A 24,402-nucleotide genomic window follows, 5' to 3' on the forward strand; every position below is an offset into this window, starting at 1 on the left:
GTGAATCACTGGTTCCGGCATACGCGTCCCTGATCTGGAGATCTCTCACGTGAGCACCACCGACGAGTACCACTACCCCGTCACCGGCACGCCCGCGGTCGAGACGGACCACCCCGGCCGCACCATCGCGCCGGACAACGTCACCGTGGTCTTCGACGACGGCGAGTTCCAGCAGCTGTCGATCAGCGGCCAGTGCGTCGAGGCCCCGCGCATCCGGGTGACCCGCCGCTACAAGAAGGCCAAGCGCGTCCCCGAGTGGGCCCAGCAGTACCTGTCGCCGGACGCCGCGTGAACCTGATCGCCTCCTTTCCCGACTGAACCGGGAAAGGAGGCGATGATGCACGATGAACTGCTGGTCGTCCGCGCCCAGCTCGGTGAACGGGACGCGTTCGCCGACCTGGTCCGGGCCTGGCACGATCCGGTCCACTCATTCGCCCGCCGCATGATCGGGGCCCGCGACGCGGACGACGTCGCCCAGGAGGTCTGGCTCGCGGTGGTCCGCGGCCTGCCCCGGCTCCGCGAGCCGGCACGCTTTCCACCGTGGTTGTTCAGCATCGCCCGGCGCGCCGTCACCAACGGGCTCGGATGGCATCGGGATGTCGGGCGCTGGGCGCCCGATATCCCGGCTCGTCGCTCGCCTCCGCCCGAAGACGGCGTACGGGTCGGCGCCGTCGCCCCTATCCGAGCCGCAGGTCGAGAACCCGGATGGAGGACGGAGTAGAACCCGAGGAACGACGCTGGTAGAGAATCGAGAGGACGCCGTCGGCGGGCACCCGCGACCGGTCCACGACGACCTCTCCGAAAGCGTCGAGCCCCGCGCCGTCGTAGACCAGCGTCCAGTCGGTCCACCCGCTCGCCCGGGTCGCCGAGACCACGCGGCCGAACGGCAACACCACATACGCGTTGTCGGCCGCGTCGAAGACGAGCTGGGAGCGCCCGGTCGCGTTCAGCGCGACCGGAATCTCCGTCTTGCGCCAGGCGCCCGCCGCATCGCGCCGGAGGTGGAACGCACGTCCGTACGACACCCGGTCCCGCACATAGTTCGTCACGCACTGGGTGAACCGCCCCGGCACATAGCTGATGACCACGTGCGGCTGCCCGGCCGAGTCGGCCGCCTGGCTCTCCTGGTTGATCAGCCCGTGGTCGACGCCGAGCGGGTCGACGACCAGGCCGGGGCTGCCGACTCCGATGGGCGTGCCGAGCACCGCGCCCGCGTTGTTGCGCCAGGTCCGGCCGCGGTCGTCGCTGTACACGTACCCCGTGTCGTGGTTCGCCAGGCCACCGGCGTTGCAGAGGACGCCGGCGTTGCCCTCACGCCACGTGAACGACGCGTGCAACCGCCCGCCGGGCCCGTAGCGGAGGCCGTGCAGGTACATGTTGCGTGTGGTGCTGGTGACTCCGTTCGCCGTGTAGGACCCGGTGGCGGACGTCCACGCGCCGAGCCGGGTCCACCCGCCGGAGGCATATTCCGCGAGTTCCAGCGTGCCGTTGCCGGAGCGCCCGGTGCGGTAGCTGAACTGCAGACGCCCGTCCGGCGCGACCACGAACCGTGGGTACGTGATGCCGCCCAGCGCCAGCCCGCCCAGCGTGCGCTGCTCCGCGCCGAACCGGGCCGCGGTCCAGGACGCGGCGCCGTTCGCCAGTCCCGCCTCGGAGCGGTAGTAGAAGATCGTGCTGTCGTGTGTGTCGAGCGCCACGTGCAGCCGCCCGTCCGCGGGTGAGACGCCGAGCGCGATCACGTTGTGCGAGTCGTTCACGGTGAGCCGGTGCGGCAGGCGGAGCGTCTCCCAGGCGCCGGACGGCAGCGCGCGGCGGGCGAGCACGGCTTCGCGGGTCGACGTGTACCACGCCGCGTACTGCAGGCCGCCGTGGGTGAGGATGCCCTCCTGCTGGAAAGAGTTGTTGTTGACCAGGCCGTCGTAGGAGACGAAGTAGAGCGCGGCCGGGTCCAGCTCGGTGTCACCGATCCGGGTGACGGGCGGGCCGGCGGCCGCTGCGACGGGAGCCGGCACCATCAGGAACAGAACGACCAGAAGCGGAATCCACCTGCGCATACCCCATCAACTCCAATCGACATACATGGATACCCCAGGAGTTGTGCGTCACGCAATGTGGGACCCGTGCCGCCGGTCACGGAAACCCACGTGCGGGGCTCGCTAAGGTTGAGCCGACCGCACCCCAGCAGCAGGGAAACCGAGGAAACAACCCGCATGATCGACGACGGTAAGGCGCGAGTCCTTCTCCTGGAGAACATCCACCCCGACGCGGTGGCCCGGTTCGAGTCCGAGGGCTATGTCGTCGAGTCTGTGTCCTCCGCACTGGACGAGGACGAGCTGATCTCGCGGATCGAGGGCGTCTCGCTGCTCGGCATCCGGTCCAAGACGAAGGTGACCGCGCGCGTCATCGAGGCCGCGAAGGACCTGGCCGCGATCGGCGCGTTCTGCATCGGCACGGACCAGATCGACCAGGCCGCGGCGTCCCAGGCCGGCATCGCGGTGTTCAACGCGCCGTTCTCCAACACACGCAGCGTGGTCGAGCTGGCGCTCGCCGAGATCATCGCGCTGACCCGCCGGCTCACCGAGAAGAACAGCGGCATGCACGCCGGCGTCTGGGACAAGGCGGCCGACGGCAGCCACGAGGTCCGCGGCCGGCGGCTCGGCATCGTCGGCTACGGCAACATCGGCACGCAGCTGTCCGTGCTCGCCGAGGCGCTGGGCATGCGGGTCTACTTCTACGACAGCGCGGACAAGCTGTCGCTCGGCAACGCGCGCCGGTGCAGCACGCTCAACGAGCTGCTGGACGTGGCCGACATCGTCACCATCCACGTCGACGGCCGGCCCGGCAACAGCGGTTTCTTCGGCGACGAGCAGTTCGCCCGGATGAAGCCGGGCAGCATCTTCCTGAACCTGTCCCGTGGCCTGGTCATCGACCACGACGCGCTGCGCCGCCACCTGGAGAACGGGCACATCTCGGGCGCGGCCGTGGACGTGTTCCCGGTCGAGCCGAAGGGCCGGGGCGACGAGTTCCAGTCCGGCCTGCGCGGCCTGCCCAACGTGATCCTCACGCCGCACATCGGCGGTTCGACCGAGGAGGCGCAGGCCGACATCGGCGCGTTCGTCTCCAACAAGCTCGCGACCTACCTCACCGAGGGCAACACCACGCTCAGCGTGAACCTGCCGTCCGTGTCCCTGCCGCCGCACGGCGAGGGCCACCGCCTGGTCTACCTGCACCGCAACACGCCCGGCGTGCTCGCGCAGGTCAACAGCGTGCTCGCGGAGCACTCGGTCAACGTCGAAGGCCAGCTGCTGGCCACCAGGGGCGAGTACGGCTACCTGCTCACCGACATCGGCATCGACTTCACCCCCGAGCTGATCAACCAGCTCGCCGCGCTGCCGCAGACCGTGCGCCTGCGCGTCATCGCCTAGCCGATCCCCGGCGAAGCGGGAAGACCAAGACCTCAAGGGCTTCTCTTCCCGCTTCCCGGGTGGCTGAGTTCCGAGTGCTCCCGCGGGCACCGGTCGTCGCTGGCGCTCCTCCCTGCACGTCAGGCGGGCGGCCGGCCTTCAACCAAGCCGCTCCGCGGCCCCACGACCCCACGCCCGGGCACCGGCGGGCCACGAGACCCGCCGCGCCTTGGATCCGCCGGCGTAGAGGTCTGATCTTGCGGGGCGCCGCTGCCCACGACGCCGGAAGTCCCGTAACGACTCGACATTGAAGCCTCACAGCTTCCGGCGCTTCGCACCCGATATTTCGTGACATAGGGGTCTGCTCTTGCGGAGCGCTGCTGCCCACGACGCCGGAAGCCCGTAACCACCCGAAATTCCGCGTCGTGTCGCCTGAGCGCTTGACGGCCCTCGGCCGAAAGGATCATTGAGTGATACCTGAGATCGATCGACTTCGGTCGTTGATCTACCTCAGGCATCACTCAATGATCGCTGCGGCATCCGCGTGGGCGACGGATGGTGATCCAGGCGGCTGCCGCACGGTGACCCCTGACGCCGAGAGCTCAGTAGTGAGCGGGCACGCTCCGCATCAGCGGGTGGTGTCCCCCCGCGGGACGAGGCGCGCGAGGCGAGGCGTGAGCAGTGGCGGGAGTCGCGTGGGGTTTTCGCGGCCGACCGCCCGACCGGCTCCGCCGCCGCGGGCGGAGCGGAGCGCCAGCGGAGCCGGAGCCCTCGGCGCGGTTGGCCCGCGGGAGCATGCGGGCTGCATCACGCCGGAAGCGGGAAGATCCGGAATTTGATCCTTCGGTTTTCGGGGCTTGTCAGGCGTGTCGCAGTGCCCACCCGAGCGCGTAGCCGGCGACCGCCTCCCAGCCGGGCTCGTCGCAGGTCCAGGGTGACCGGCCGGGGAATTCGTGGAACTTCGTGACCGTGCCCTCGGCCGGTAGTGGGTGAGGTTCGACCGGTGACTGTCGGCGGCATGATGCGGTCGGCTCCGCCGGCGATGAGCGGCAGTGGCGGGCGGTTCCCGTTACCGAGGTCGGCCCCGGTCTCCTGCTCGCCGGGCTTGACGTTGGCGATCAGGCCGCCGGATGGCCGGCCCGGAGGGCGACCCGGCCGGCCAATAGACTGGCGGGCATGGAGACCGCGCTCGTGCTCGGTGCCGGTGGGCTGACCGGGATCGCCTGGCATCTGGGGATCATCATCGGGCTGCGGGAGAGCGGCGTCGACCTGACCTCGGCCGGCCTGACCGTCGGCACGTCGGCCGGTGCGATCGCCGGTGCGCTGCTGGCCACCGGCGCCGATCCGGTGGAGGCCGCGCGCATCGAGGCGCGGCTGGACGACGCGGACCCACCGTTCCAGCCCGACTGGGCGCGCGGGACCCAGGTGTTCGCGCTGCTCAACGACGAGTCGCGGGATCCGGCGGCGGTGCGCGCCGCCGTGGGCGAGCTGGCGCTCGCGTCCGAGGTCGTCGAGGAGGAGCCGTTTGTCGCGACGATCGCCCGGCGGGTACCGCTGACCGGCTGGCCGGAACGCCCGCTGCTGATCACCGCGGTGGACGCGGCGGACGGCCGGCCGATCGCCTGGGACCGTGCCTCCGGCGTGCCGCTCGACCGGGCGGTCGCGGCGAGCTGCGCGGTTCCGGCCATCTTCCCGCCGGTCACGGTGAACGGTGGGCGCTACATGGACGGCGGCGTGCGCTCCGGCACCAACGCGGATCTGGCCGCAGCCGCCGGCCGCATCGTGGTGCTGGCCCCGCTGGCTCCGATCCGCGGCCGGGGCGCCCCGGCCGCCGAGATCGACGCGCTCCGCCGGCGCGCACGGGTCGCGCTGGTCGCACCGGACGAGGAAGCGCTGCGCGCGCTCGGCTCCAACGTCTTCGACACCACGCGCTGGGAGCCGGTCATCGAGGCCGCGACCGCCCAGGGCCACCGGATCGCCCCCGAGGTCGCCACGGTCTGGCACGACTGATGCCAGCATGAATCCGTGCGCGCGCTCGCAGCGGTTCCAGCCCTGATCGTCGCGGTGACCGCGGGCCTCTACATCGGACTCGCCGGTGACCCGGCACCCTGGTTCGCGGCCGGCCCGCCGGGTCGATGGCGATGGTCGAGGCGCGCGAGCGGGGCGACCATCGCGAGTGGCAGTGGCTGCATCTGCACGAGAATCCCACCGGCCACCCGATCGTGGGCCGCCTGCGAGCGTTCGCCGCGCTCGCGCGCCTCGACCATCGCCATCGACTCCTGTACCAGCCACTTCACGCTGCGCTTCAGCGATTCGGTGGTGCCGTGGTTCCGGTGGGCGAAGCACTGTCCGGCGGTCGAGCCACGGCTGCGGGCCACGGACCGGTTCGTGGTGCGCACGCCCGACGGCCGGCTGCATGACGAGACCGGCGCGCCGGGCGCGTTGCGGATCGTGCTGGCGTCGCTGCCGTCCGCCGCCTGACGTGCGGTGACTATGCCCGGGTGGCCTCGCGGAGCGGATGCCAGGCGAGGATCGCGATCAGGGTCATGGCGGCGGCCGCGAGCCAGAACGGGGTGGTGAGGCCCCACGCGCCGGCCAGCAGGCCGCCGAGGAGCGAGCCGAGGGCGGCGCCGCCGAGGTCGAGCAGGGCGTAGGCGCTGCCGACGCGACCGCGCAGGCCGGCGGGGACCAGGCGCTGGCGGAGCGAGGTGGCGGTGATGCCCCAGACGGACGCGTGCACGCTGAAGACCACGATGATCGCGGCAGCCGGCCACGGCGTCGTGACCCGTGCCAGCGTCAGGTGCGTGGCGACCTCGATGATCAGGCCGGCACGCAGCACGGCCGCGGCGCCGAACCGGCGGGTGAGCCGGGTGGCGATCAAGGTGCCGAGCAGCCCGCCGACGGCGAACGCGGTCAGCAGCAGGCCGTATCCGGTCTCGGCCAGGCCGAGGCGGTCCCGGCAGTAGAGCACGAAGACGGCGAACGCGGCGCTGAACGCGATGTTCCCGAACCCCATGCTGACCGCCAGCGTCCGCAGTAGCCGATGCCGCCACAGCCACCGCAGCCCTTCCCCGATCGCCGCCCGCATCGAGCCCTGGTGGAGCGGCGCGCCCTCCACCGCGGCCGGGACCGGGCGGAGACCCGCGATGAGCGCGGCGGAGATCGCGAACGTCAGCGCGTCCACGCCGAACGGCACCGCCGCCGACACCACGAACAGCCACGCACCCAGCGGTTTCGCCACGAACTGGTTGCCGATCGTGAACGTCGCGTAGAGCCGGGCGTTCGCGGCCGGCAGGTCGTCCACCGGCACCGTCGACGGCAGCAGCGCGCCCGTCGCGGTGTCGGCGAGCGTCTCACCCGTACCCAGGAGGAAGAGAACCGTGTAGATCAGCGGCACCGTGACCGTGCCGCCGGCCACCGCGAGCGTGAGGGCCGACAGCGCCAGCGCGCGCATCAGGTTCACCGCCACCACCAGCCGGCGCCGATCCAGCCGGTCCACGAACGCGCCACTGACCAGCGCGAAGAGCAGCCACGGCAGCTGTTGTACGAATACGGCCCCGGCGATCGCGGCCGGGCTGCCACTGACGGACGCGACGAGCAGCGGCCCGGCCGCCATGGTCACGCCGTCGCCGATGTTGGAGACCGCGGACGCGGTCCAGAGCCGCGCGAAGTCGCGACTCAGAAAAAAGGCACGCAAAGGAGCTCCTCGAACCAGGGGAGAAAACGGTCACCGAAGGACCGCTCCACGGCGAGGAGCAGCGGCGCTGTCGATCAGCGCGCGGCGTGCCCTCGCGGTGCAGCGGGGACCGTCACCTCGTGCGTGCGCATCTCGGCTCCTGACTCTCGGCAAACAAAGAACATCAACGATCCGCCACGGTACGGACGGAGCCGCCCGCCATATGACCGAACGGCCGACATGCAATGTTGGCTCAGAAGAGCCGGCCACGGTAGGGGTGCGTGCGCCCCCACGTCTCCTCCCACAGCGTCAGCTCGAACGCGCACTGCTTCGGGCCGGCCGCGGTCGCGATGAAGTGCCAGTAGTCCCGGGCGATGTCCCGCACCTCGCCGAGGCTGTAGGTGCCGGCTCCACCCGAGGCTGATCAGCGAAGACGCGCGTGCCGTGGAAGATCCCACGTCGCGGAAGTCCCGCGCCGGCCGCGGCCGTCCGCCTCCGCCTGTCGCGTATCCATCGTTGATCGGTGGCCCACGCCGGATCCGCCGCGCCGCCGGAGTCCCGGCGGGTGCGCGACGGTCCGGCCCCGGGCCCCTATGAGCCGCGCTGCCGGCGGTATGCCTCGATCTGTCCGTGCAGGTCGTCGATCCGGGCGCTGAGGCGCTCGATCTCGCCGGCGCGCTCCGCCACCCGGCGCCTGAGTTCGGCGAACTCGTCGTCCGGGAGTGGTTCGGGACTCGTCGGCTGAATGGCTTCCCCGTTTCCGTCTGTGGCCATGGTCGCCACCTAAGGTCGCACGTGTGAGGGTGAACACCCGGTTACCCACCGGGACCACCTTTCACTCGCCGATCAGCCGGCCGGCACGTTCCCGCAGGCAGTACCGCTCCGGCAGGCGGACGCGCGCGCGGCAGCGGTCAGATCGGAGCCGCTCGCCCCGCCGCTTGAGTGGGCACGAGAAGCGGCGGCACCCGGCCCGCCGATCCTGACCGATCGACGCACCGGGTGCCGCCATCACCCCGCCCACGCGCTCCCGCCACCCCGAAGGACCGGCCACTGCCCACATGCGTGGCATGGGGACCGGCCGCCGCCCACTGCGGCCGGATCCCGGCGGGTGCGCGTGATCAGCGGGCGAACTGAAGCCAGTCGACGTTCACGAAGTCGGCCGGTTGGCCGCTGGCGAACGTCAGGAAGACCGTGTGGGTGCCGGTGATGCCGTTGCCGCCGAGCGCGCCCGCGACCGAGCGCCAGGACGACCAGCCACCGGTGTTGCCGACCGCGACCGTGCCCACCGGGGCGGCGGAGCGCGAGTCGAGGCGCACCTCGATCAGGCCGGAGACGCCGGTCGGCGCGCCGGACGCGGCCCGGACCGTGAACTGCCGGACCGGGTCGTTGCCGAACGCCACGTTGTCGAAGCGCAGCCAGTCGCCGTTCGCGACGTACGCCACCGAGCCGCCCTCGACCTGCGTGCCGGCCTGCGCGTCCGCGGTCTCGGCCTCCAGCGCGGCGAACGCGTTGCGGGTGCCGGTGGGCGCGGTGGCGACGGCCGACGCGGTGGCCGTGGCCGTAGCCGTGGCGACCGCGGAAGCGGACGGCCCGGGGTTCGGGTTCGACGACCCGAACGGCTCGATGGTCACCTCCCACGCCCGCGGTGCCGTGTCCTGGATGTAGGACGCGAAGTCCACCACGTCGTCGAACGCGAAGCCGTACGCCTTACCGTCCACCGTCTGCTCGTGGATGATCCGCGAGTAGTGGTTGCTGATCGGCGCCCGATAGAACGTCGACGGATCCGTGCTCGGCTGGTTCGGCTGGCTGATCAGCGTGGACCGGTTGAAGCCGGCGCCGAGGATGGCCGCGACCGGGCCGGTGATGCCGTCGTTCGGGGCCGCCAGCGCGCCGTCGCAGAAGAGCACGTCCTTGGTGGTCGGCTTCGCGAACGCCTTGACCCCCTTGTCGAACGTGAGCATCCCGCCGGTGACGCGGCCGGTGAACGTACCCGCGTTGGTCGTGGCTCTGAGGTCCGTGGTGGTGTATTTCGCCCACACCTCGTCGATCGCGGAGTCGAAGTACGACGCGGAGAAGAGACCGGCGCCGATGCCGTGGCCGGGCGCGACCACCCGCAGGTCGTCGCCGACGACCAGACGCCTGAAGTCCGGCAGCGCGCGGGCCGCCGCGAAGATCGCATCCCGGCCGCCCGGCTTGAGCACGCCGGTGACCTGCTCCTTCGAGCCGGTGAGCTTGATTCCCAGCGGGATGCTGAACATGTCGACCATGGTCGAGTTGCAGAACATGCCGGCGTCGCTGTGGGTGAACTCGACGCAGTCGTGCAGCACGGTGTAGCTGGGGTCGTTGGCCACCCAGCCGGCCGGGTACTGCAGCGCGGAGTTGCCGGCGCCGTCCGTGACGACCTTGAACTTCAGCTTGTCCTTGATCGCGAAGTACACGCGGCCGGACATCTTCGGCAGGTTGATCGTGGTGGTGCCGGTCGCGTTGAGCGTGACCGCGAGGTCGGCGAACCCGTCCGCGAGGTTGTCCGACGGCGAGCAGGGCGTGAACACGCCGCTCTGCTTGACGTAGCCCTGGCGGCCGGTGGCCAGCTCGGTGCCGACGATGTAGACGAAGATCTCGCCGTTGCCGAACCTGCCGGAGGAGTTGACGATCGTCATCGGCAGGCCGTCGGCGGCGAACGCCCGTGAGTTGATGGCCGTGGCCACGAGCGGGGCGCCGACCGCCACCGCACCGATGGCCGCGAGACCGAGGAACTTTCTCCGGGACGCCATGTGCAAACCGCCTCTTACCACACAAGTCACCAATTTTCTGGCGACTCAGCTGAATTGGACGTAAGCGAGTCTGTCCAACCGCACAATGGCAGGTCAACGGGTACGTACCCTAAGCATCCCTAAATCTGAGAGCGTTCTCTCAAAGCGCTTTCACAGTGTGATCAGCGGACCAACGCTCCGCGAAAGAACTCGGGTCGACCGCCTTCCCCCACAGCCAGCCCTGACACAGGCGCACGCCCAGCCGCCCGAGAACGTCACGCTGCGCCGTGCTCTCCACGCCCTCCGCGACCACGGTCAGCCCGAGCGCGGCGCTCATCGCGACCACCGCGCGGACGATCTCCTCGTCCGAGCTGCTGGCGCCGAGCCCGGAGACGAACGAACGGTCGATCTTCACGCTGGTCACCGGGTGCCGCCGCAGGTAGCCGAGCGACGAGAAGCCGGTGCCGAAGTCGTCCACCGAGATGGAGACGCCGAGCGCACGCAGGTCACGCAGCGCGCCCTCGCTGATCTCGCCGCCCTCCACCATCACCGACTCGGTGATCTCCAGAGCCACACACCGCGCGGGTACGCCGTGGGTGCGCAACGCCTCCGCGACCATCCCGGTGAAGCCCGGCTCGGTGAGCTGGCGCGGCGACACGTTGATCGACATCCAGAACTCGTCGCCGACCACGCCCTCGGCCCGCCACACCGCGAGTTGCCGCACCGCGTCCCGCAACACGAACGCGCCGACGCCGGTGATCAGCCGCGACTCCTCCGCGATCGGGATGAACACGTTCGGCCCGATCGCGCCCTTCTCCGGATGCTCCCACCGGACCAGCGCCTCCGCACCGCGCGGCCGCCCCGACTCCAGGTCGACGATCGGCTGGTAGAACACCCGCAACTCGTCGCGGGCCAGCGCGGAACGCAGCGCGCCCTCGATCTCCAGCCGCTCCTGCACGGCCCGCCGCATGGACGCGTCGAACACGGTCCACTTGCCGCGCCCGGCCGCCTTGGTCCGGTACATCGCGGTGTCCGCGTCCCGCATCAGCGAATCCGCGCTGCTGGTAGGCAGCTCAGCGTCCGCCCGGGTCGCCGCCACGATGCCCATCGACGCGGTGATCACCACCTCGGCCGGGCCGACCCGGGTCGGCGGCTCCACGCAGTCCACGATCTGCTGCGCCTGCTCCAGTGCCTCCGCCTCGGTGCCGCGCCGGACCACCACGAACTCGTCGCCGCCGATCCGCGCGACGGTCGCCTCCGGCGGCAACGTGTCGCGCAGCCGCTGCCCGATCCTCCGGATCAGCCGGTCGCCGGCCGGATGCCCCCACGAGTCGTTGACGAACTTGAAGCCGTCCAGGTCGAAGAAGAACACCCACACGGCGCCGCGCCCGGCCGGCTCCGCCAGCAGCTCCTCCAGGATCTGGGTGAGCCGGCGCCGGTTCGGCAGCCCGGTCAGCTCGTCGTGCGTGGCCTGGTACTCGAAGCGGGCCTGCGCGACCGCGTTCGCCTGCACCGCACTGATCGCGCGCAGGATCAGCAGCAGCACGATGACCGCGCCGCCGAGCCCGACGATCCAGCGCTCCACCCCGGTTCGCGGCGCGCCCGCGACGGTCAGCACGAACGGCGCCGCGACGGCCGGGATGATCACGGCGAGCCGGGCCAGCGACCACGGCTGGACCGGCAACGGCATCGCGCGGACCAGCTCGCGCGCGGTCGGGTGCAGCGCGGACGCGCCACCCAGCGTGTACGCCAGGAGGAACGGCACGTCCAGCACCGGCGACTTGTAGAACTCGCCCTGATTGCCGATGACCGCGTAGGCCAGGTCCCCAATGAAGATCAACACCATCATGCCGAGCAGCAGCCGGAACGCGGGCCGGCCCGCCACCGTGCTGAACGCCAGCATCACCACCAGCAACACCAGGATCGCGTCGAACGTCGGATAGAGCGCGGCCAGCACGGAGAAGATCAGCGGCCGATCCGGGAGGGACATCGCCGGGATCGCGAACAGCAGCGTGAAGACCGTGGAGGCACCGACACAGACGATCAGCCCGTCGATCACCGAATGCCGGTCGATCGCCCGCCGCCCGTAGGCGAAGTCGGCCAGCGCCGCGATCATCAGCACGTAGCCGGGCACGGTGAACGCCTCCGCCGGCAGCGCCGACCCGTAAGGCACGACGATCGGCCGCAGGATCGCACCGGTCAGCATGAACGCGCCCGCGGCACCGAGCGTGTGCCAGGCCCGGGCCGGACTGAAGTCGTTCATCGACGGGCTGGCGAAGCACGCCGCGACCGCACCCGCACCGATCAGCGCGAAGTCCAGCAACTGGGCGACGCCGACCACATACAGCCCGGTCGCGACCACTCCGACGAGCGCGAACATCCACCACAACCGGTCACGCCACCGGTCGCCGCCGTCCGCTTCAGCCCGCCCGCTCAGCAGTCCCACCCCTGAAGGTCGATGAACACCCTCCCGATCGGCAGGCCGTCCCGTTTCATTCGGCTTTCCGACACGGACCCGCCCCGGCGACCCACCGCGGATCCTCATCGATCCACCGAGGTAGCGTAGATCCTCTTGCCCGCCCACGGGACCCAAAAACCCGGTGAGGGCTCGGGTTTTCACCTGGCCCCGAGCCAGCAAGACCAAGATCGAGGAGCCGATCCTCCCACTTCCGGCGTGGGCGCGTTTCCAGAGCTCCCGCGGGCACCGGTCGGCCGCAGGCGGCCTCCCTTCCGGTCCCGTCGCCGGTCACCGAAGGCCTCACGAGTCCTTCACCACCTGAGGCGGGCTGGCCTCGGGCTCCGGGGACGGGCGTGACTCCCGGCGGGTGGGCGTCCGCTGGCCCGTCGGCCGCCACTGGAACGCGAACCACGGACGCCTCGCGGCGAATCGTTCAAGCGCTTCCCGCTGTCCGGTCCCGTTCTCGCCTCCGGCGGGCCTCGGACTCCGGGGGAAGGGCGCAGGTCAGCGAAGTCGATGCGCATCGCGCTGAATAAGCCTCCATGTCGGAAGCGGGCAAGCGGGTCTGTTCGGTCAGATCGTCACGGACGTGAGGTGCCGGGCGATGGCGACGGTCGCGGCGCCGCGGGCCCACCGGTCGAAGGGGAGGGGCCGGATCGTGATGGTGGCGCGGGCGGCGGCGCCGTAGGCGTGGGTGGTGATGGCGGCGCGGATGTGGGGTTCGAGGAGGGCGAAGCCGTCGAGGTGGTCGGCGGAGAAGACGACCAGTTCGGGGCCGAGCAGGTTGATGACGCCGCCGACCGCCTGTCCGATGGCGCGGCCCGCCTCGGCGAATGCCTCGCCGACCCGCGGGTCGCCGAGGCGGGCCAACTCGATGGCGCGGTCCAGCGTGACCGCGGGGGCGTCGATCGCCTCGGCGACGCGCCGCAGCAGTGCGGGCTCGGACGCGATCGCCTCGAGGCAGCCGCGGGCGCCGCAGTAGCACTTGGGGCCGCCGCGGTCGATCGGCACGTGGCCGAGTTCGCCGGCGACGCCGTGTGCGCCGGTCAGCACCCGGCCGTCGACGACCAGGCCGCTGGTGACGCCGGATCCGACCGCGACCAGCAGGAACGAGCGCGCGTCCGCGCCGGCGCCGAACCAGTTCTCCGCCTCGGTGAGCGCGCGGATGTCGTTGTCCGCGACCGTGGGCACGCCGGTCGCGGCGGTGCAGAGCGCGGCGAGCGGTACGTCGTGCCAGCCGAGGAACGGCTCGTAGCGGGCCACGCCGGTGGTCCGGTCGACGTCGCCGGCGACGGAGACGCCGAGCCCGCTCACCGGGCCGAGGCCGTCGACCAGGCGGGCGATGGCACGAACCACGTCCGGCGGGGTGCGTGCGTCGCCGAGCGGCGCGTGCACGGTGGTGCGGACGACCGCGCGCAGGTCGGTGACCACGCCGATCAGCTCGCCGGCGGTGACCTTGACGCCGGCGAAGAACTCGCGGTCGGTGCGCACGTCGAGCGCGGCGGCGGGGCGGCCGATCCGGCCTGGGCCGCCGCCGGCCGTGGTCTCGGTGAGGTAGCCGGAGTCGATCAGCGAGCGGGTCAGTTTCGCGATCGTGGGCTGGGACAGGCCGGTGCGCGCCTCCAGGTCGGCGCGCCGCAGCGGTCCGGCGGCCAGCACCGCCCGGACGATCGAGGTTATCGATGACCGGCGATCCATGGACGGGCACGTTAATCAATGGACTTTCATTCGTCAAGCATTGAAGTGTTTCGGGCGTGAGAACTAAGGTGCCGTCGTGGACCTCCCCTCGGAAGACCGGACCCGCTCGCCGCTCACCGGCTGGACGCGCGCGCACTGGGAGGCGATGGCCGACCACCTGCTGGAGGCCGTCGTGCCGTACGCCGTGCCCGGTTTCGCCCAGATTCGGCTGCCCGGCCGCACCAGCTGGGCCGGCGTCGAATCCGACGGCTTCGAGGGCTTCGCGCGCACGTTCCTGCTGGCCGGCACGCGCATCGCGGGAGACCGGGGCGAGACCCCGAGAGCCAGGATCCTGATCGAGCGGTACGCGGAGGGCCTCGCCGCCGGAACGGATCCGCGCAGTCGGTACGCCTGGCCCGCGATCGAGGACTACTCGCAGCCGATCGTCGAGGCCGCGTCCGTGGCGCTGATGCTGGCCGAGACCCGCCCCTGGCTCTGGGACCGGCTCGACCGCGACACGCAGCGGACCGTGCACCGCTGGCTCGAGGGAATCGTCGGCAAGCACCCCTGGCCGTGCAACTGGCTGCTGTTCCAGGTGGTGATCGAGCAGTTCCTGGCGGACACCGGCGGCCGCTTCCGGCAGGACGAGATCGACGGCGGGCTGGACGCGATCGAGGGCTGGTATCAGGGCGGCGGCTGGTACTCGGACGGCGCCGGCCAGCACTACGACCACTACGCCGGCTGGGCCATGCACCTCTATCCGCTGCTCTGGGCGCGCATGCCGGGCGCGGCCGGCAGCGACCGGGTGGTGCGCTACCGGGAGCGGCTCCACGCGTTCCTGGCGGACTTCCGGCTGATGTTCGGCGCCGACGGCGCGCCGATGCACCAGGGCCGGTCGCTGACCTACCGGTACGCGGCCGCGGCCGCGCTGTGGACCGGCGCGCTCGCGGACGCCACGCCGCTGCCACCGGGCGAGACGCGGCGGCTGGCGTCCGGCACGCTGCGCTACTTCGCGGACCGGGGCGCGCCGGACGAGGCCGGGCTGCTGCGGCTCGGCTACCACGGGCAGTTCCTGCCGATCACCCAGCCGTACTCCGGGCCGGCGTCGCCGTACTGGGCGGCGAAGGGCTTCGTGGGGCTGCTGCTGCCGGCCGACCACCCGGCGTGGACCGCGACCGAGGAGCCGGCCGCGGTCGAGCGCGGGGACTTCCACCGGGCGCTGCCGGCGCCGGGCTGGCTGCTGCACGGGACCCGGGCGGACGGCGTGGTGCGGCTCTACAACCACGGCAGCGACCACATCAAGGTGCCGGAGGAGCTCGGCGACGATCCGGAGCGGGACGATCCGCACTACGCGAAGATCGGCTACAGCACGCACACCGCGCCGGAGACGGAGGCGCGGGCGTGGGAGGCGGACGTGGACGGGCACACCGGGCTGGTGCCGCCCGGCGGCGGGCCGGTCACCCGGCGGCGGCGCATCCACCGGATCGGCGTCGCGGACGGGTTCGCGGCGTCGTACTACGTCGACGGGGACGTGCGGGTGGAGACCGCGAGCGTGCTGTGCGGGCGGGCGGGCGAGCTGCGGGTGGAGCGGATCACCGGGCCGGCCGGGTGGTCGCCGCGGACCGGCGGGTTCGCGATCGCGGGTGAGGTGACGCCCGCGGGGCGCGCACACGAACGTACCGCCGAGGTGGTGGGCTCTGCGGGGTTGACCAGCCGAATCGTGGGACTGCTGGGCTGGTCGGCCGCGGGCGTGCAGCGGATGTCCGGCGCGAACGCGTTCGGGAGCCGGTCGGCCACGCCGTATCTGACCGCACCCGACGTGAACGACAACGCTTACTACGTCGCCCTGATAACGCTTTCCGGCGATATTTCGGACAGGACGCCGGAAGTCACGCAGCAAGGGGACGAGGTGGTGGCGGTTCTCGCGGACGGGGAGGAGATCCGCGTGCGCCTCGGCGAAGCCCCCCGATTCTCCCGCCGTCCTCCACACGGCGGGCCGTCCATCACCTGGGATCCGACCGTCCCATAACGCCCACATTGGAGGTCGGCATGTCCATCCGTACCCACGTCGCCGTTTGCCTGGTCCTTGCCGCTTCAGCGGCGCTCCTCGCCGCTCCTGCCTCGGCCGCGCCCGTCACGATCACCAACGCGGTGCAGTTCCGGGACACCGCCGGGAATCCGCTGCACGCGCACGGCGGCGGCATCCTCAAGCACGGCTCCTACTACTACTGGTTCGGCGAGAACCGGAACGCGAACAACACGTTCCGGGCCGTCTCCGTCTACCGCTCCACGGACCTGCGGAACTGGGAGTTCCGCAACGACGTGCTGACCCAGTCGTCGGCCGCGGAGCTGCAGGTCGCGAACATCGAGCGGCCCAAGGTGATCTACAACGCGAGCACCGGCCAGTTCGTGATGTGGATGCACAAGGAGAACGGCGTCGACTACGGGGAGGCGCGCGCGGCGGTCGCGGTCTCCGGCACGGTCGACGGCGACTACACCTACCGCGGCAGCTTCCGACCTCTCGGCCAGCACATGTCGCGGGACATCACCGCGTTCGTGGACACCGACGGCACCGGTTACATGATCTCCGCGGCGAACGAGAACTACGACCTGCACGTCTACCGGCTGACCGCGGACTACACGAACACGGCCGCGCTGGTCCGCTCCTGGCCCGGCGACCACCGCGAGGCCCCGGCGCTGTTCAAGCGCGACGGCGTCTACTTCATGCTCACCTCCGGCGCCACCGGCTGGAACCCCAACCAGGCGAAATATTCAACATCAACTTCCATCGGGGGTACGTGGAGCGCCTGGCAGAACGTCGGCGACAGCGTGACGTTCGGGTCGCAGAGCACGTTCGTGCTGCCGGTCGGCAACGCGTTCCTGTACATGGGCGACCGCTGGGGCAACTCGATCGGCGGCACGGTCAACGACTCGCAGTACGTGTGGCTGCCGATCACGTTCCCGTCCGCGACGAGCATGAGCCTCTCCTACGCGCCGGAGCTGTCGATCGACGCCGCGGCCGGCACGGTGACCGGGGTGACGTCGTCCTACGTCAACCTGGTCGCCCGCCACTCCGGCAAGTGCGCGGACGTGGTGAACGGCGGTTCGGCCGACAACGCCGAGGCCGTGCAGTACGCCTGCGGCACCGGGCACAACCAGCAGTTCTTCCTCAAGCCGCTGGGCAACGGGTACGTGCAGATCCAGGCCCGGCACAGCGCGCGCTGCCTGGACGTCACCTCCGGCAACACCGCGGACGGCGCGCGCGTCATCCAGTACGCGTGCGGGCTCGGCACGAACCAGCAGTGGCAGGTGCAGGACGCCGGCTCCGGCCACGTGCGCCTGGTGGCCCGGCACAGCGGCCGCTGCCTCGATGTGATCAGCGCCTCGACCTCGGACAGCGCGCGACTTGCGCAGTACGGCTGTAATGGTGGGGCCAACCAGCAGTGGCTGCGTAGGACGCCCTGAACCGGCCAGGTGGAACGGGGTGGCCGACGCGGTGATCGTTGTCCTACTATCAGTCGCCCCCTCCACCTGAGCAGGACGGATGAACGTGCAGACGAGGTACGTCTCGGTGCCGGAACGGCTCGGCCTCTTCGGCCTCGCCGCCGGTGCCGCGGCGGTCGTGTGGCCCGCGTTCACCTCCGCGACCGGGTTGGGTGCGCCGTGCCCGCTGTTCACTGTGACCGGCGTGCCCTGCCCGTTCTGCGGCTTGACGACCGCTTCCGTCGCGCTGGTCCACGGTGACGTGGCCGGTGCGGCCGCCGCCAATCCGGGCGTTCTGGCCCTGGCGGTGCTCGCGGTCTCCGTGGTGCCCTTGCTGGCGTTACGGGCCGCGGGAGTTCTCGCGGCACCGCGACCCATCGGGGCCGCCGCGCGACGGTGGCTGGGGTGGAGTGTCGCTCTCCTCGCTGTGGCGAGCTGGGTGTTCCAATTGAACCGGCTCGTTCTGAGCTGAACCCTTCAAGGAGCTTTTCGTGACATACCCGCCGAACCAGGGCCAGCAGCCGTACGGGCAGCAGCCCAACTACGGCCAGGGCCAGCAGCCGGGCTACGGCCAGCAGCAGCCGTCGTACGGTCAGCAGCCGCAGCAGCCGTCGTACGGTCAGCAGCCTTCTTACGGCCAGCCGCAGCAGCCGTCCTACGGGCAGCAGCCGCAGTCGCCGGCGTACGGTCAGCCCGCCTACGGCACGCCGCAGGCCGGTGGTGGCTACGGCGGTGGCTACGGTGCGCCGCAGTCCTACGCGAGCTGGTTCCAGCGCGTCGGCGCCTACCTGATCGACTCCCTGGTCCTGCTGCCGTTCTCCATCCTCGCCGTGCTGCTGGGCGGCACACTCAACACCCAGGTCGACCCGGAGACCGGTCTCGCCACGGCCGGCACGCCGAACGCGTTCTACTTCATCTTCATCTTCCTCGGCCTCCTGGTCGCGGTCTACAACATCTTCTGGCTGCAGGGCAAGACCGGCCAGTCGTGGGGCAAGAAGGCCCTCGGCATCAAGCTGATCAGCGAGAACGACGGCCAGCCGATCGGCCCGCTGCTCTCCTTCGTGCGCCAGATCTGCCACCTCCTGGACTCGTTCCCCTGCAACATCGGTTACCTGTGGCCGATCTGGGACGACAAGAACCAGACGTTCGCCGACAAGATCATGAAGACGGTCGTCGTCTCCGCGCGCTGATCCCTGTCTTCCCGTGCGGGGCCGCCCTCGGGTGGCCCCGCATTTTTTCGGCCCGCATGTCGATCGCGGTGCCGCTCGTTCGTGTAGGTGGTGGAATCACCCACGAACCGCAGGAGGACGACATGCCGAAGTACCTGCTCAGCATCGAACAGCCGGACGGTCCCGCGCCGGAGCCGGAGATCCTGGAACCGATCATGCGGGAGATCAGCGCGATCGAGGACGCCATGCGCGAGGCCGGCATCTGGATCTTCAGTGGCGGGCTCACCGCGGCCGGCTCCGCCAGCGTCGTGCGCGACACGCTGGTCACCGACGGGCCGTACGTCGAGGGCAAGGAGCACCTCGGCGGCATCTCCATCATCGAGGTCCCGGACCTGGACACCGCGCTGCACTGGACCAAGCGCCTGTCCTCGGCCATGGGCCTGCCGATCGAGGTCCGCGCGTTCGACTGGTCGTGACGCCCGCTCCCCGCCGGGGCCGTGCCCCGGCAGGGAGCTCCCAGGCGCGGATGGCAGGGTCGGACCGGTGAAGGCGAGCGAACTCGACGCGATCTACCGGGCCGAGTACGGGCGGGCCGTCTCCGTGCTGACCCGCGCGTACGGCGACCTGGACCTGGCCGAGGACGTCGTGCAGGACGCGTTCGCCGCGGCCGCGCGGCGCTGGTCCGAGCACGGGCCGCCGCCGAGCCCGGCCGGCTGGATCATCACGGCCGCGCGGAACCGGGCCGTCGACCGGCTGCGACGCGAGGCGGTCGGCCGGGCGAAGCTCGCGCTGCTGGCCGCGTCCGCCTCTTCTGCCGCTCCTTCCGACGATCGACTCCGGCTGATCTTCACGTGTTGCCATCCGGCGCTCAACATGCCGGCCCGGGTCGCGCTCACGCTGCGGCTGCTCGGTGGGCTGAGCACCGGCGAGATCGCCCGCGCGTTCCTGGTGCCGGAGACGACCATGGCACAGCGCCTGGTCCGGGCGAAGGCGAAGATCCGGGACGCGCGCATCCCGTACCGGATCCCGAGCGAGTCCGAACTGCCGGAACGCCTGGCGGCGGTGCTCGCGGCGATCTACCTGATCTTCAACGAGGGGCACACCGCCACCGCCGGGGACACGCTGACGCGGGACGACCTGGCGGCCGAGGCGATCCGGCTCGGCCGGCTGCTGGTGCACCTGATGCCGCACGAGCCGGAGGCGACCGGCCTGCTCGCGCTGATGCTGCTGGCCGAGGCCCGCCGCCCCGCGCGCGTCGACGCGGCCGGCGACCTGGTGCTGCTGGCCGACCAGGACCGGGCGCTCTGGGACGCCGCGCTGGTGGCCGAGGGCAAGGAACTGGTGCGCGCCTGCCTGCGGACGGGGCGGCCGGGGCCGTACCAGATCCAGGCCGCGATCAACGCGGTGCACACCGCGGCCGAGACGGACTGGGCGCAGGTGGTGACGCTCTACGATCAGCTGCTCGTGGTCGCGCCCGGCCCGGTCGCGGAGCTGAACCGCGCGATCGCGATCGCCGAGGTCGACGGGCCCGGGGCCGCGCTCGCGCTGGTCGACGGCCTGCCGCTGCACGACTACCAGCTCTTCCACGCGGTCCGGGCCGACCTGCTGCGCCGGCTCGGGCGCACGGCGGAGTCGATCGCGGCCTACGACGAGGCGATCACACGCACCGACAACGGCCCGGCCCGCGCGTTCCTGGCCCGGCGACGCTCGGCGCTACAGTGACGTGAACCTGGGGAGGTCTGCTGTGAGCGGTGAAGGAAGACGGGCACCGGGGGCGCTGGAGTCGGAGGTGATGGCCGCGCTCTGGGCTGCCGAGCGCGCGCTGACGCCGGCCGAGGTGCAGGCCGCGCTGGGCGGCACCCTGGCGTACAACACGGTCCTCACCATCCTGGGCCGGCTGCAGGACAAGGGCCGCCTGGTGCGGCGCCCGGAGGGACGCGGGCACGTCTACTGGCCGGTCAAGGACGAGGCCGCGTTCGCGGCCGAGACGATGCGCGCCACGCTGGCCGGGCGACCGGACCGGGAACGGGTGCTGCAGCAGTTCGCGGCCACGCTCGACGACGCGGACGCGGCCGCGCTGCGCGCGTTCCTGGAGGCGGGCCGCCCGTGACGCTGTGGGTCTACGTTCCGATCGTGCTGTCCGCCGCGCTCGCGCTGCTGGCCCGCCCGATCGCGACCGGATCCGCCCCGGCCGTCGCGGCCCGCGCGCTGGCCGGCGCCGCGCTGATCGCGGCCATGACGTCGACCGCGTCCCTGATCCTGCTGGTCGCGACGCTGCTCGACCGCCTACCGCCGCCGCTGGTGGCCCGCAACGAGCCCGGCCGCCCCCGGCTTCCCGAGCCGGTCCCGGACGCGGTCGCGATCGTCGCGATCGTGCTGCTCATGATCGCCCTGATCCGGTACGGGGTGGACGTCCGCCGCCGCGACGCCGTGCACCGCGGCCTCCACTCGGCCGGCCGGCCCGGCGACGACGGCGTGGTGATCGCCGACTGGTCGGCACCGTTCGCGGTCGCGATCCCCGGCCGTCCCGGCCACATCCTGCTGACCACCGGCATGATCCGCCTGCTCAGCGCGGACGAGCGCCGGGTCGTCCTCGCCCACGAACGCGCCCACCTCGCCCGCGGCCACCACCGCCTGACCGCCATCGCCTCCACCGCCGCCGCCCTCAACCCGATCCTGGTCCCGGCCCGCGACGCCGTCTCCTACCTGGTCGAACGCTGGGCCGACGAGGACGCCGCCACCGAGGTCGGCGACCGCCACCTCACCGCCCGCAGCGTCGCCAAAGCCGCCCTCGCCACCCTCACCCCACACGACGCCCTCACCCCCCGCGAAACCGGCACGCCCCGCGAAGCCGGTGCGCCGCATGACTCCAGTGCTCCGCGCTACTCCGGTCTCCCCCACGACGCCGACGCGCCGCAGGAATCCGGCCCCCCACGCGACTCGCGCCTTCCGCACGACATCAGCGCACCGCACCGCCTCGGCGCTCCACGCGACTCCGGCCTCCCCCATGACGCCGGCACGCCGCAAGAATCCAGCGCCCCACGTGAAGTCGGCGCGCCTCACGACTCCGGCGTCCCGCGTGAAGCCGGCGAGCCGCGCGGATTCTGCTTCCCGCAGGAATCTGGCCTGCCGCATGAATCCGGTGCGCCGCGCTCATCTGGCACACCGTGGGTATCCGGCATTCCGGGCGAATCCGGTGCGCCGCGGGAATCCGGCCTGCCGCGCGACGCAGGCCCGCCCGGCGGAGCCTGGACTCTGTCCGGGGACGAGACCGAGACGCCCGGCGTGACCGGGATGCACGGGTCGCGGCGCGGTCACGCGCTGGGCCGAGTGCGGGCGATGACCGATCCTGCCGCGGCGACACGGCGCACTCGCGCCGGCCTTCTCGCGCTGGCCCTGCTCAGCATCGCCTTCATCGCGGCCGACGCGGTCGCCGCCACCGACTTCGTGGTCTTCGCAACCGCCTGGATGCCCTGACGCCACAGGCGCGACAGGGTGGCTGACCGTTTCGGCGCGCCGCTCTCCTCGGCACCGAAGCCGAAGGCTCAGCGGATGCGGGCCGGCGGTGTGCGGTGGGTTTCGGGAGTGGGCTGGGACCGGAAGTGAGGTCGGTCAACGACCGAGCGGTGCCCAATGCCACTTACTGGCCTTTCGAGGTCGAGGTCGAGGTCGAGGTTCGAGCGGCGGTGGCCGTCCGGGCGCTGCGCGCCCGAAATTTCGCGCTATAGAGGTCCACCGCTGCGGAACGCCGCTCACTCTGACGCCGAAGGCTCAGTACTGCCGGGACCGAGAGTTGGTCACGTGTCGCAAATCGTTGTCATCCGGCGCTTTCAACAACGATTTGCGACACGTGGTCGCTTCCAGGAGTCGCCGTCGCCACCTTTGTCGTGATTTCGGGCATGGCATAGGAGGGGCCGGCTGGGCACCGAGAGTCTACTGCCGGATCGCCGAACTCACCGCCGGATCGCCGGATCTGCCGCCGGACGGTCGGCCACCGGGCGACTGGACGGCCTACTGAGCTTTGAGCGGGCGCTCCGCACCCGAATACTGCGACATCCCACTCTCCGGCGCGGACCGCCTGCCGGGACGCCACCGCCGAGGCCTGAGTGATCATTCAGTGGAGCAAAAGGTAGGTAGATCAAAACCGAAGTTGATCGCTCTTTTGCTCCACGCCGCAAGCGGGAAGACGGGTCTCGGGTTCACCGGTTTCGGGCCTTGTGACAGGGACCAAGGCCCGCCTGAGAACCCGGGCCGAGATATGGCCGAGATGCGGCTGAGAACGCGGGCCGAGACGCGGCCGAGAACGCGGGCCGAGGTGCGCTAGCGGGCGCGGTAGGCGGCGAGGCCGTTGAGTTCCTGGCTGGCGAGGAAGACCGAGGAGGCGTGGGTGAGGATCTCCTCGACGTGGGCACGGCAGCCCCACGCGTGGTCACCCCAGGTGTCCGCGACCTTCAGCTCGGCTGGTGCGGTGCAACCGGCGGGGCCGCCGAGCTGGCAGGACTCCGGGTGGGTGCCGGTGTCGCGCTGGGCGGCCCCGGCCGTGCGCATGCGCCGGACCAGTGCGGCGGAGGCGGTGGCGCGGGCGTCGGCGTCGCGGCGCAGTTCCTGTTCGGCGCGGACCGCGAGCAGCGTGGCGAGGCGCAGGTCGAGATGCTGGGCGATCAGGCCGGCCAGGTCGGTGAGCAGCGTGGTCTCGTCGTCGGAGATGTCGCGCGGCGCGGAGTCGATCACGTTGACGGTGCCGAGCCGGTGGCCGTCGCGGGTGGTGATCGGCGCGGCGGCGTAGAAGCGCAGGCCGAGTTCGCCGCGGACGAGCGGGTGGTCCATGGTGCGCGGGTCGACCAGCGCGTCGTTCACCACGTACGGCCCGGCGTGCAGCACGGCGGACGCGCACAGGCCGGGCTCGGCGCCGATCTGGGTGACGCCGGGCAGGCCCTCCGCGGCCGCGAACCAGACGCGGTCGGCGTCCACGATGGTCACGGTCGCGATCGGCACCCGCAGCTGGCGCGCGGCGACGCGCGCGAAGCCCTCGAACGTGCCGTCCCGGGGAGTGTCCAGGATCTCGTAGCGGTAGACGGCGGCCAGACGCGCGTCGACGGTGCCGGTCACGGTGCTCCCCCTCCCTGCCGGGCGATCGCCCCATCCTGACCGGGAGATCACCGGCGCGCGACGGACTCCGCGTCCGTCATGACCCCTGAACGGCCGCCTTGCGGGCGCGGTAACCCGCGGCCTTGACCCGGTTGCCGCACTCGCCCATGCCGCACCAGGTGCGGGTGCGGCCCCGGGACCGGTCGAGGAAGAGCCGGGTGCAGTCCTGCCGCTCGCATTCCTGCATGCGCGGGCCACGGCCGGCGTTCACGTCGGCGATCAGCCTGATCGCGGCGGCGGCCACCTCGGCCTCGAGGGCCGCGGCGGTGGCGGTGCGGCGCGCGTCGAGGCCGACGAGCGTGGTGAGCACGCGCGGGCCGGCCGCGGCGGTGTTGAGCGCGACCTGGTCGGCGCGCGGCATCGGTGTGCGGTCCCACATCGCCATGACCAGGCGGTAGATGCTCTCGCGGAGCGCGCGCAACGACTCGACGTCGGTCGCGGTCAGCTTCGGCCGGGCCGTGACCAGCCCGGCCTCGACCGCCCAGCGCGCGGCGTCGCCGGGCGTGCGCAGCCCTTCCTGCGGCTCGGTGCGGCGCCACTTGAGCGTGCCGAGCAGGTCGAGCGCGAGGTTCCCACTGACGAAGACGAACTCCACGTCACCACCTTGACAGGTGACGCGTAACCGCGCAACAGT

General features: G+C 71.5%; 22 protein-coding genes. 13 read left to right on the forward strand and 9 right to left on the reverse strand.

Features of this window, described 5'->3' with window-relative positions; translation table 11 throughout:
• Positions 1-49 precede the first annotated feature (49 nt).
• Both J2S43_RS21615 and J2S43_RS21620 read left to right on the forward strand, forming a co-directional pair.
• Entirely contained in the window at positions 50-292 is a 243-nt protein-coding gene (locus tag J2S43_RS21615; RefSeq protein WP_306831962.1) for a hypothetical protein, read from the forward strand.
• Positions 293-337: 45 nt separating this feature from the next.
• Positions 338-721, forward strand: a complete 384-nt coding sequence (locus tag J2S43_RS21620) for an RNA polymerase sigma factor (RefSeq protein ID WP_306831964.1) — start codon at positions 338-340, stop codon at positions 719-721.
• Here J2S43_RS21620 and J2S43_RS21625 read toward each other — a convergent pair.
• Positions 678-2,054 (reverse strand): BNR repeat-containing protein, encoded by a 1,377-nt coding sequence (locus tag J2S43_RS21625; RefSeq protein ID WP_306831965.1) that lies wholly within the window; start codon positions 2,052-2,054, stop codon positions 678-680. The two genes, J2S43_RS21620 and J2S43_RS21625, sit on opposite strands and share 44 nt — an antisense overlap.
• 156 nt (positions 2,055-2,210) lie before the next feature.
• Between J2S43_RS21625 and serA the strand changes: the two genes are divergently transcribed.
• The 3 genes from serA to J2S43_RS21640 all read left to right on the forward strand — a co-directional run bounded on the left by serA (position 2,211) and on the right by J2S43_RS21640 (position 5,885).
• Positions 2,211-3,425 (forward strand): phosphoglycerate dehydrogenase, encoded by a 1,215-nt coding sequence (gene serA / locus J2S43_RS21630; protein WP_306831967.1) that lies wholly within the window; start codon positions 2,211-2,213, stop codon positions 3,423-3,425.
• Between the two features lie 1,155 nt (positions 3,426-4,580).
• Positions 4,581-5,414 carry a patatin-like phospholipase family protein gene (locus J2S43_RS21635; RefSeq protein ID WP_306831969.1) on the forward strand — a complete coding sequence of 278 codons (834 nt, stop codon included), beginning with the start codon at positions 4,581-4,583 and terminating at the stop codon, positions 5,412-5,414.
• A 15-nt stretch (positions 5,415-5,429) separates the two neighbouring features.
• Positions 5,430-5,885, forward strand: a complete 456-nt coding sequence (locus tag J2S43_RS21640; RefSeq protein WP_306831971.1) for a hypothetical protein — start codon at positions 5,430-5,432, stop codon at positions 5,883-5,885.
• 10 nt (positions 5,886-5,895) lie between these two features.
• Here the strand turns inward: J2S43_RS21640 and J2S43_RS21645 are convergent, their stop codons facing one another.
• From J2S43_RS21645 to J2S43_RS21670, 6 genes are all read right to left on the reverse strand, one after another.
• The gene (locus tag J2S43_RS21645) at positions 5,896-7,101 is read right to left on the reverse strand and encodes an MFS transporter (RefSeq protein WP_306831973.1); all 1,206 of its coding nucleotides are present in this window, start codon (positions 7,099-7,101) and stop codon (positions 5,896-5,898) included.
• Positions 7,102-7,333: 232 nt separating this feature from the next.
• Positions 7,334-7,465, reverse strand: a complete 132-nt coding sequence (locus J2S43_RS21650; RefSeq protein ID WP_306831975.1) for a hypothetical protein — start codon at positions 7,463-7,465, stop codon at positions 7,334-7,336.
• A gap of 206 nt (positions 7,466-7,671) precedes the next feature.
• Positions 7,672-7,854, reverse strand: a complete 183-nt coding sequence (locus tag J2S43_RS21655) for a hypothetical protein (protein WP_306831977.1) — start codon at positions 7,852-7,854, stop codon at positions 7,672-7,674.
• A gap of 344 nt (positions 7,855-8,198) precedes the next feature.
• Complete coding sequence (locus J2S43_RS21660; RefSeq protein ID WP_306831979.1) at positions 8,199-9,854, reverse strand: beta-1,3-glucanase family protein; 1,656 nt, start codon at positions 9,852-9,854, stop codon at positions 8,199-8,201.
• Positions 9,855-9,993: 139 nt separating this feature from the next.
• Entirely contained in the window at positions 9,994-12,279 is a 2,286-nt protein-coding gene (locus tag J2S43_RS21665) for a putative bifunctional diguanylate cyclase/phosphodiesterase (protein ID WP_306831981.1), read from the reverse strand.
• Between the two features lie 585 nt (positions 12,280-12,864).
• Positions 12,865-13,989: an ROK family protein gene (locus tag J2S43_RS21670; protein WP_306831983.1), complete on the reverse strand. Its 1,125-nt coding sequence runs from the start codon at positions 13,987-13,989 to the stop codon at positions 12,865-12,867.
• Between the two features lie 76 nt (positions 13,990-14,065).
• On the opposite strand from J2S43_RS21670, the gene J2S43_RS21675 reads away from it, so the two are divergent.
• The 8 genes from J2S43_RS21675 to J2S43_RS21710 all read left to right on the forward strand — a co-directional run bounded on the left by J2S43_RS21675 (position 14,066) and on the right by J2S43_RS21710 (position 22,097).
• Positions 14,066-15,997, forward strand: a complete 1,932-nt coding sequence (locus tag J2S43_RS21675) for a DUF2264 domain-containing protein (protein WP_306831985.1) — start codon at positions 14,066-14,068, stop codon at positions 15,995-15,997.
• A gap of 20 nt (positions 15,998-16,017) precedes the next feature.
• On the forward strand, positions 16,018-17,433 hold the full coding sequence (locus J2S43_RS21680) for an RICIN domain-containing protein (RefSeq protein ID WP_306831987.1): 1,416 nt from the start codon (positions 16,018-16,020) through the stop codon (positions 17,431-17,433).
• Between the two features lie 79 nt (positions 17,434-17,512).
• Positions 17,513-17,923, forward strand: a complete 411-nt coding sequence (locus J2S43_RS21685; RefSeq protein ID WP_306831989.1) for a DUF2752 domain-containing protein — start codon at positions 17,513-17,515, stop codon at positions 17,921-17,923.
• A 19-nt stretch (positions 17,924-17,942) separates the two neighbouring features.
• Positions 17,943-18,641 (forward strand): RDD family protein, encoded by a 699-nt coding sequence (locus tag J2S43_RS21690; RefSeq protein WP_306831991.1) that lies wholly within the window; start codon positions 17,943-17,945, stop codon positions 18,639-18,641.
• Positions 18,642-18,763: 122 nt separating this feature from the next.
• Entirely contained in the window at positions 18,764-19,096 is a 333-nt protein-coding gene (locus J2S43_RS21695; RefSeq protein ID WP_306831993.1) for a YciI family protein, read from the forward strand.
• A 67-nt stretch (positions 19,097-19,163) separates the two neighbouring features.
• Positions 19,164-20,342 carry an RNA polymerase sigma factor gene (locus tag J2S43_RS21700; RefSeq protein ID WP_306831995.1) on the forward strand — a complete coding sequence of 393 codons (1,179 nt, stop codon included), beginning with the start codon at positions 19,164-19,166 and terminating at the stop codon, positions 20,340-20,342.
• Positions 20,343-20,364: 22 nt separating this feature from the next.
• Positions 20,365-20,730 carry a BlaI/MecI/CopY family transcriptional regulator gene (locus J2S43_RS21705; protein ID WP_306831997.1) on the forward strand — a complete coding sequence of 122 codons (366 nt, stop codon included), beginning with the start codon at positions 20,365-20,367 and terminating at the stop codon, positions 20,728-20,730.
• Complete coding sequence (locus tag J2S43_RS21710) at positions 20,727-22,097, forward strand: M56 family metallopeptidase (protein WP_306832000.1); 1,371 nt, start codon at positions 20,727-20,729, stop codon at positions 22,095-22,097. Before J2S43_RS21705 ends, J2S43_RS21710 begins: the two co-directional genes overlap by 4 nt.
• Positions 22,098-22,940: 843 nt before the next feature.
• Here J2S43_RS21710 and J2S43_RS21715 read toward each other — a convergent pair.
• Together J2S43_RS21715 and J2S43_RS21720 are read right to left on the reverse strand one after the other, a co-directional pair.
• The gene (locus J2S43_RS21715; protein ID WP_306832002.1) at positions 22,941-23,729 is read right to left on the reverse strand and encodes a GAF domain-containing protein; all 789 of its coding nucleotides are present in this window, start codon (positions 23,727-23,729) and stop codon (positions 22,941-22,943) included.
• Positions 23,730-23,805: 76 nt separating this feature from the next.
• Positions 23,806-24,363 (reverse strand): CGNR zinc finger domain-containing protein, encoded by a 558-nt coding sequence (locus J2S43_RS21720; protein WP_306832003.1) that lies wholly within the window; start codon positions 24,361-24,363, stop codon positions 23,806-23,808.
• Positions 24,364-24,402: the final 39 nt, after the last annotated feature.

Origin of the sequence: Catenuloplanes nepalensis (assembly GCF_030811575.1) — a bacterium.
Classification (GTDB): Bacteria; Actinomycetota; Actinomycetes; order Mycobacteriales; family Micromonosporaceae; genus Catenuloplanes; species Catenuloplanes nepalensis.

Excerpts from the sequence above, each read along its gene's own strand:
- J2S43_RS21680 (WP_306831987.1), top strand. The coding sequence starts at position 16,018 with ATGTCCATCCGTACCCACGTCGCCGTTTGCCTGGTCCTTGCCGCTTCA.
- J2S43_RS21635 (WP_306831969.1), top strand. The coding sequence starts at position 4,581 with ATGGAGACCGCGCTCGTGCTCGGTGCCGGTGGGCTGACCGGGATCGCC.
- J2S43_RS21695 (WP_306831993.1), top strand. The coding sequence starts at position 18,764 with ATGCCGAAGTACCTGCTCAGCATCGAACAGCCGGACGGTCCCGCGCCG.
- J2S43_RS21620 (WP_306831964.1), top strand. The coding sequence starts at position 338 with ATGCACGATGAACTGCTGGTCGTCCGCGCCCAGCTCGGTGAACGGGAC.
- J2S43_RS21655 (WP_306831977.1), bottom strand. The coding sequence starts at position 7,854 with ATGGCCACAGACGGAAACGGGGAAGCCATTCAGCCGACGAGTCCCGAA.
- J2S43_RS21685 (WP_306831989.1), top strand. The coding sequence starts at position 17,513 with ATGAACGTGCAGACGAGGTACGTCTCGGTGCCGGAACGGCTCGGCCTC.
- J2S43_RS21670 (WP_306831983.1), bottom strand. The coding sequence starts at position 13,989 with ATGGATCGCCGGTCATCGATAACCTCGATCGTCCGGGCGGTGCTGGCC.
- J2S43_RS21625 (WP_306831965.1), bottom strand. The coding sequence starts at position 2,054 with ATGCGCAGGTGGATTCCGCTTCTGGTCGTTCTGTTCCTGATGGTGCCG.
- serA (WP_306831967.1), top strand. The coding sequence starts at position 2,211 with ATGATCGACGACGGTAAGGCGCGAGTCCTTCTCCTGGAGAACATCCAC.
- J2S43_RS21660 (WP_306831979.1), bottom strand. The coding sequence starts at position 9,854 with ATGGCGTCCCGGAGAAAGTTCCTCGGTCTCGCGGCCATCGGTGCGGTG.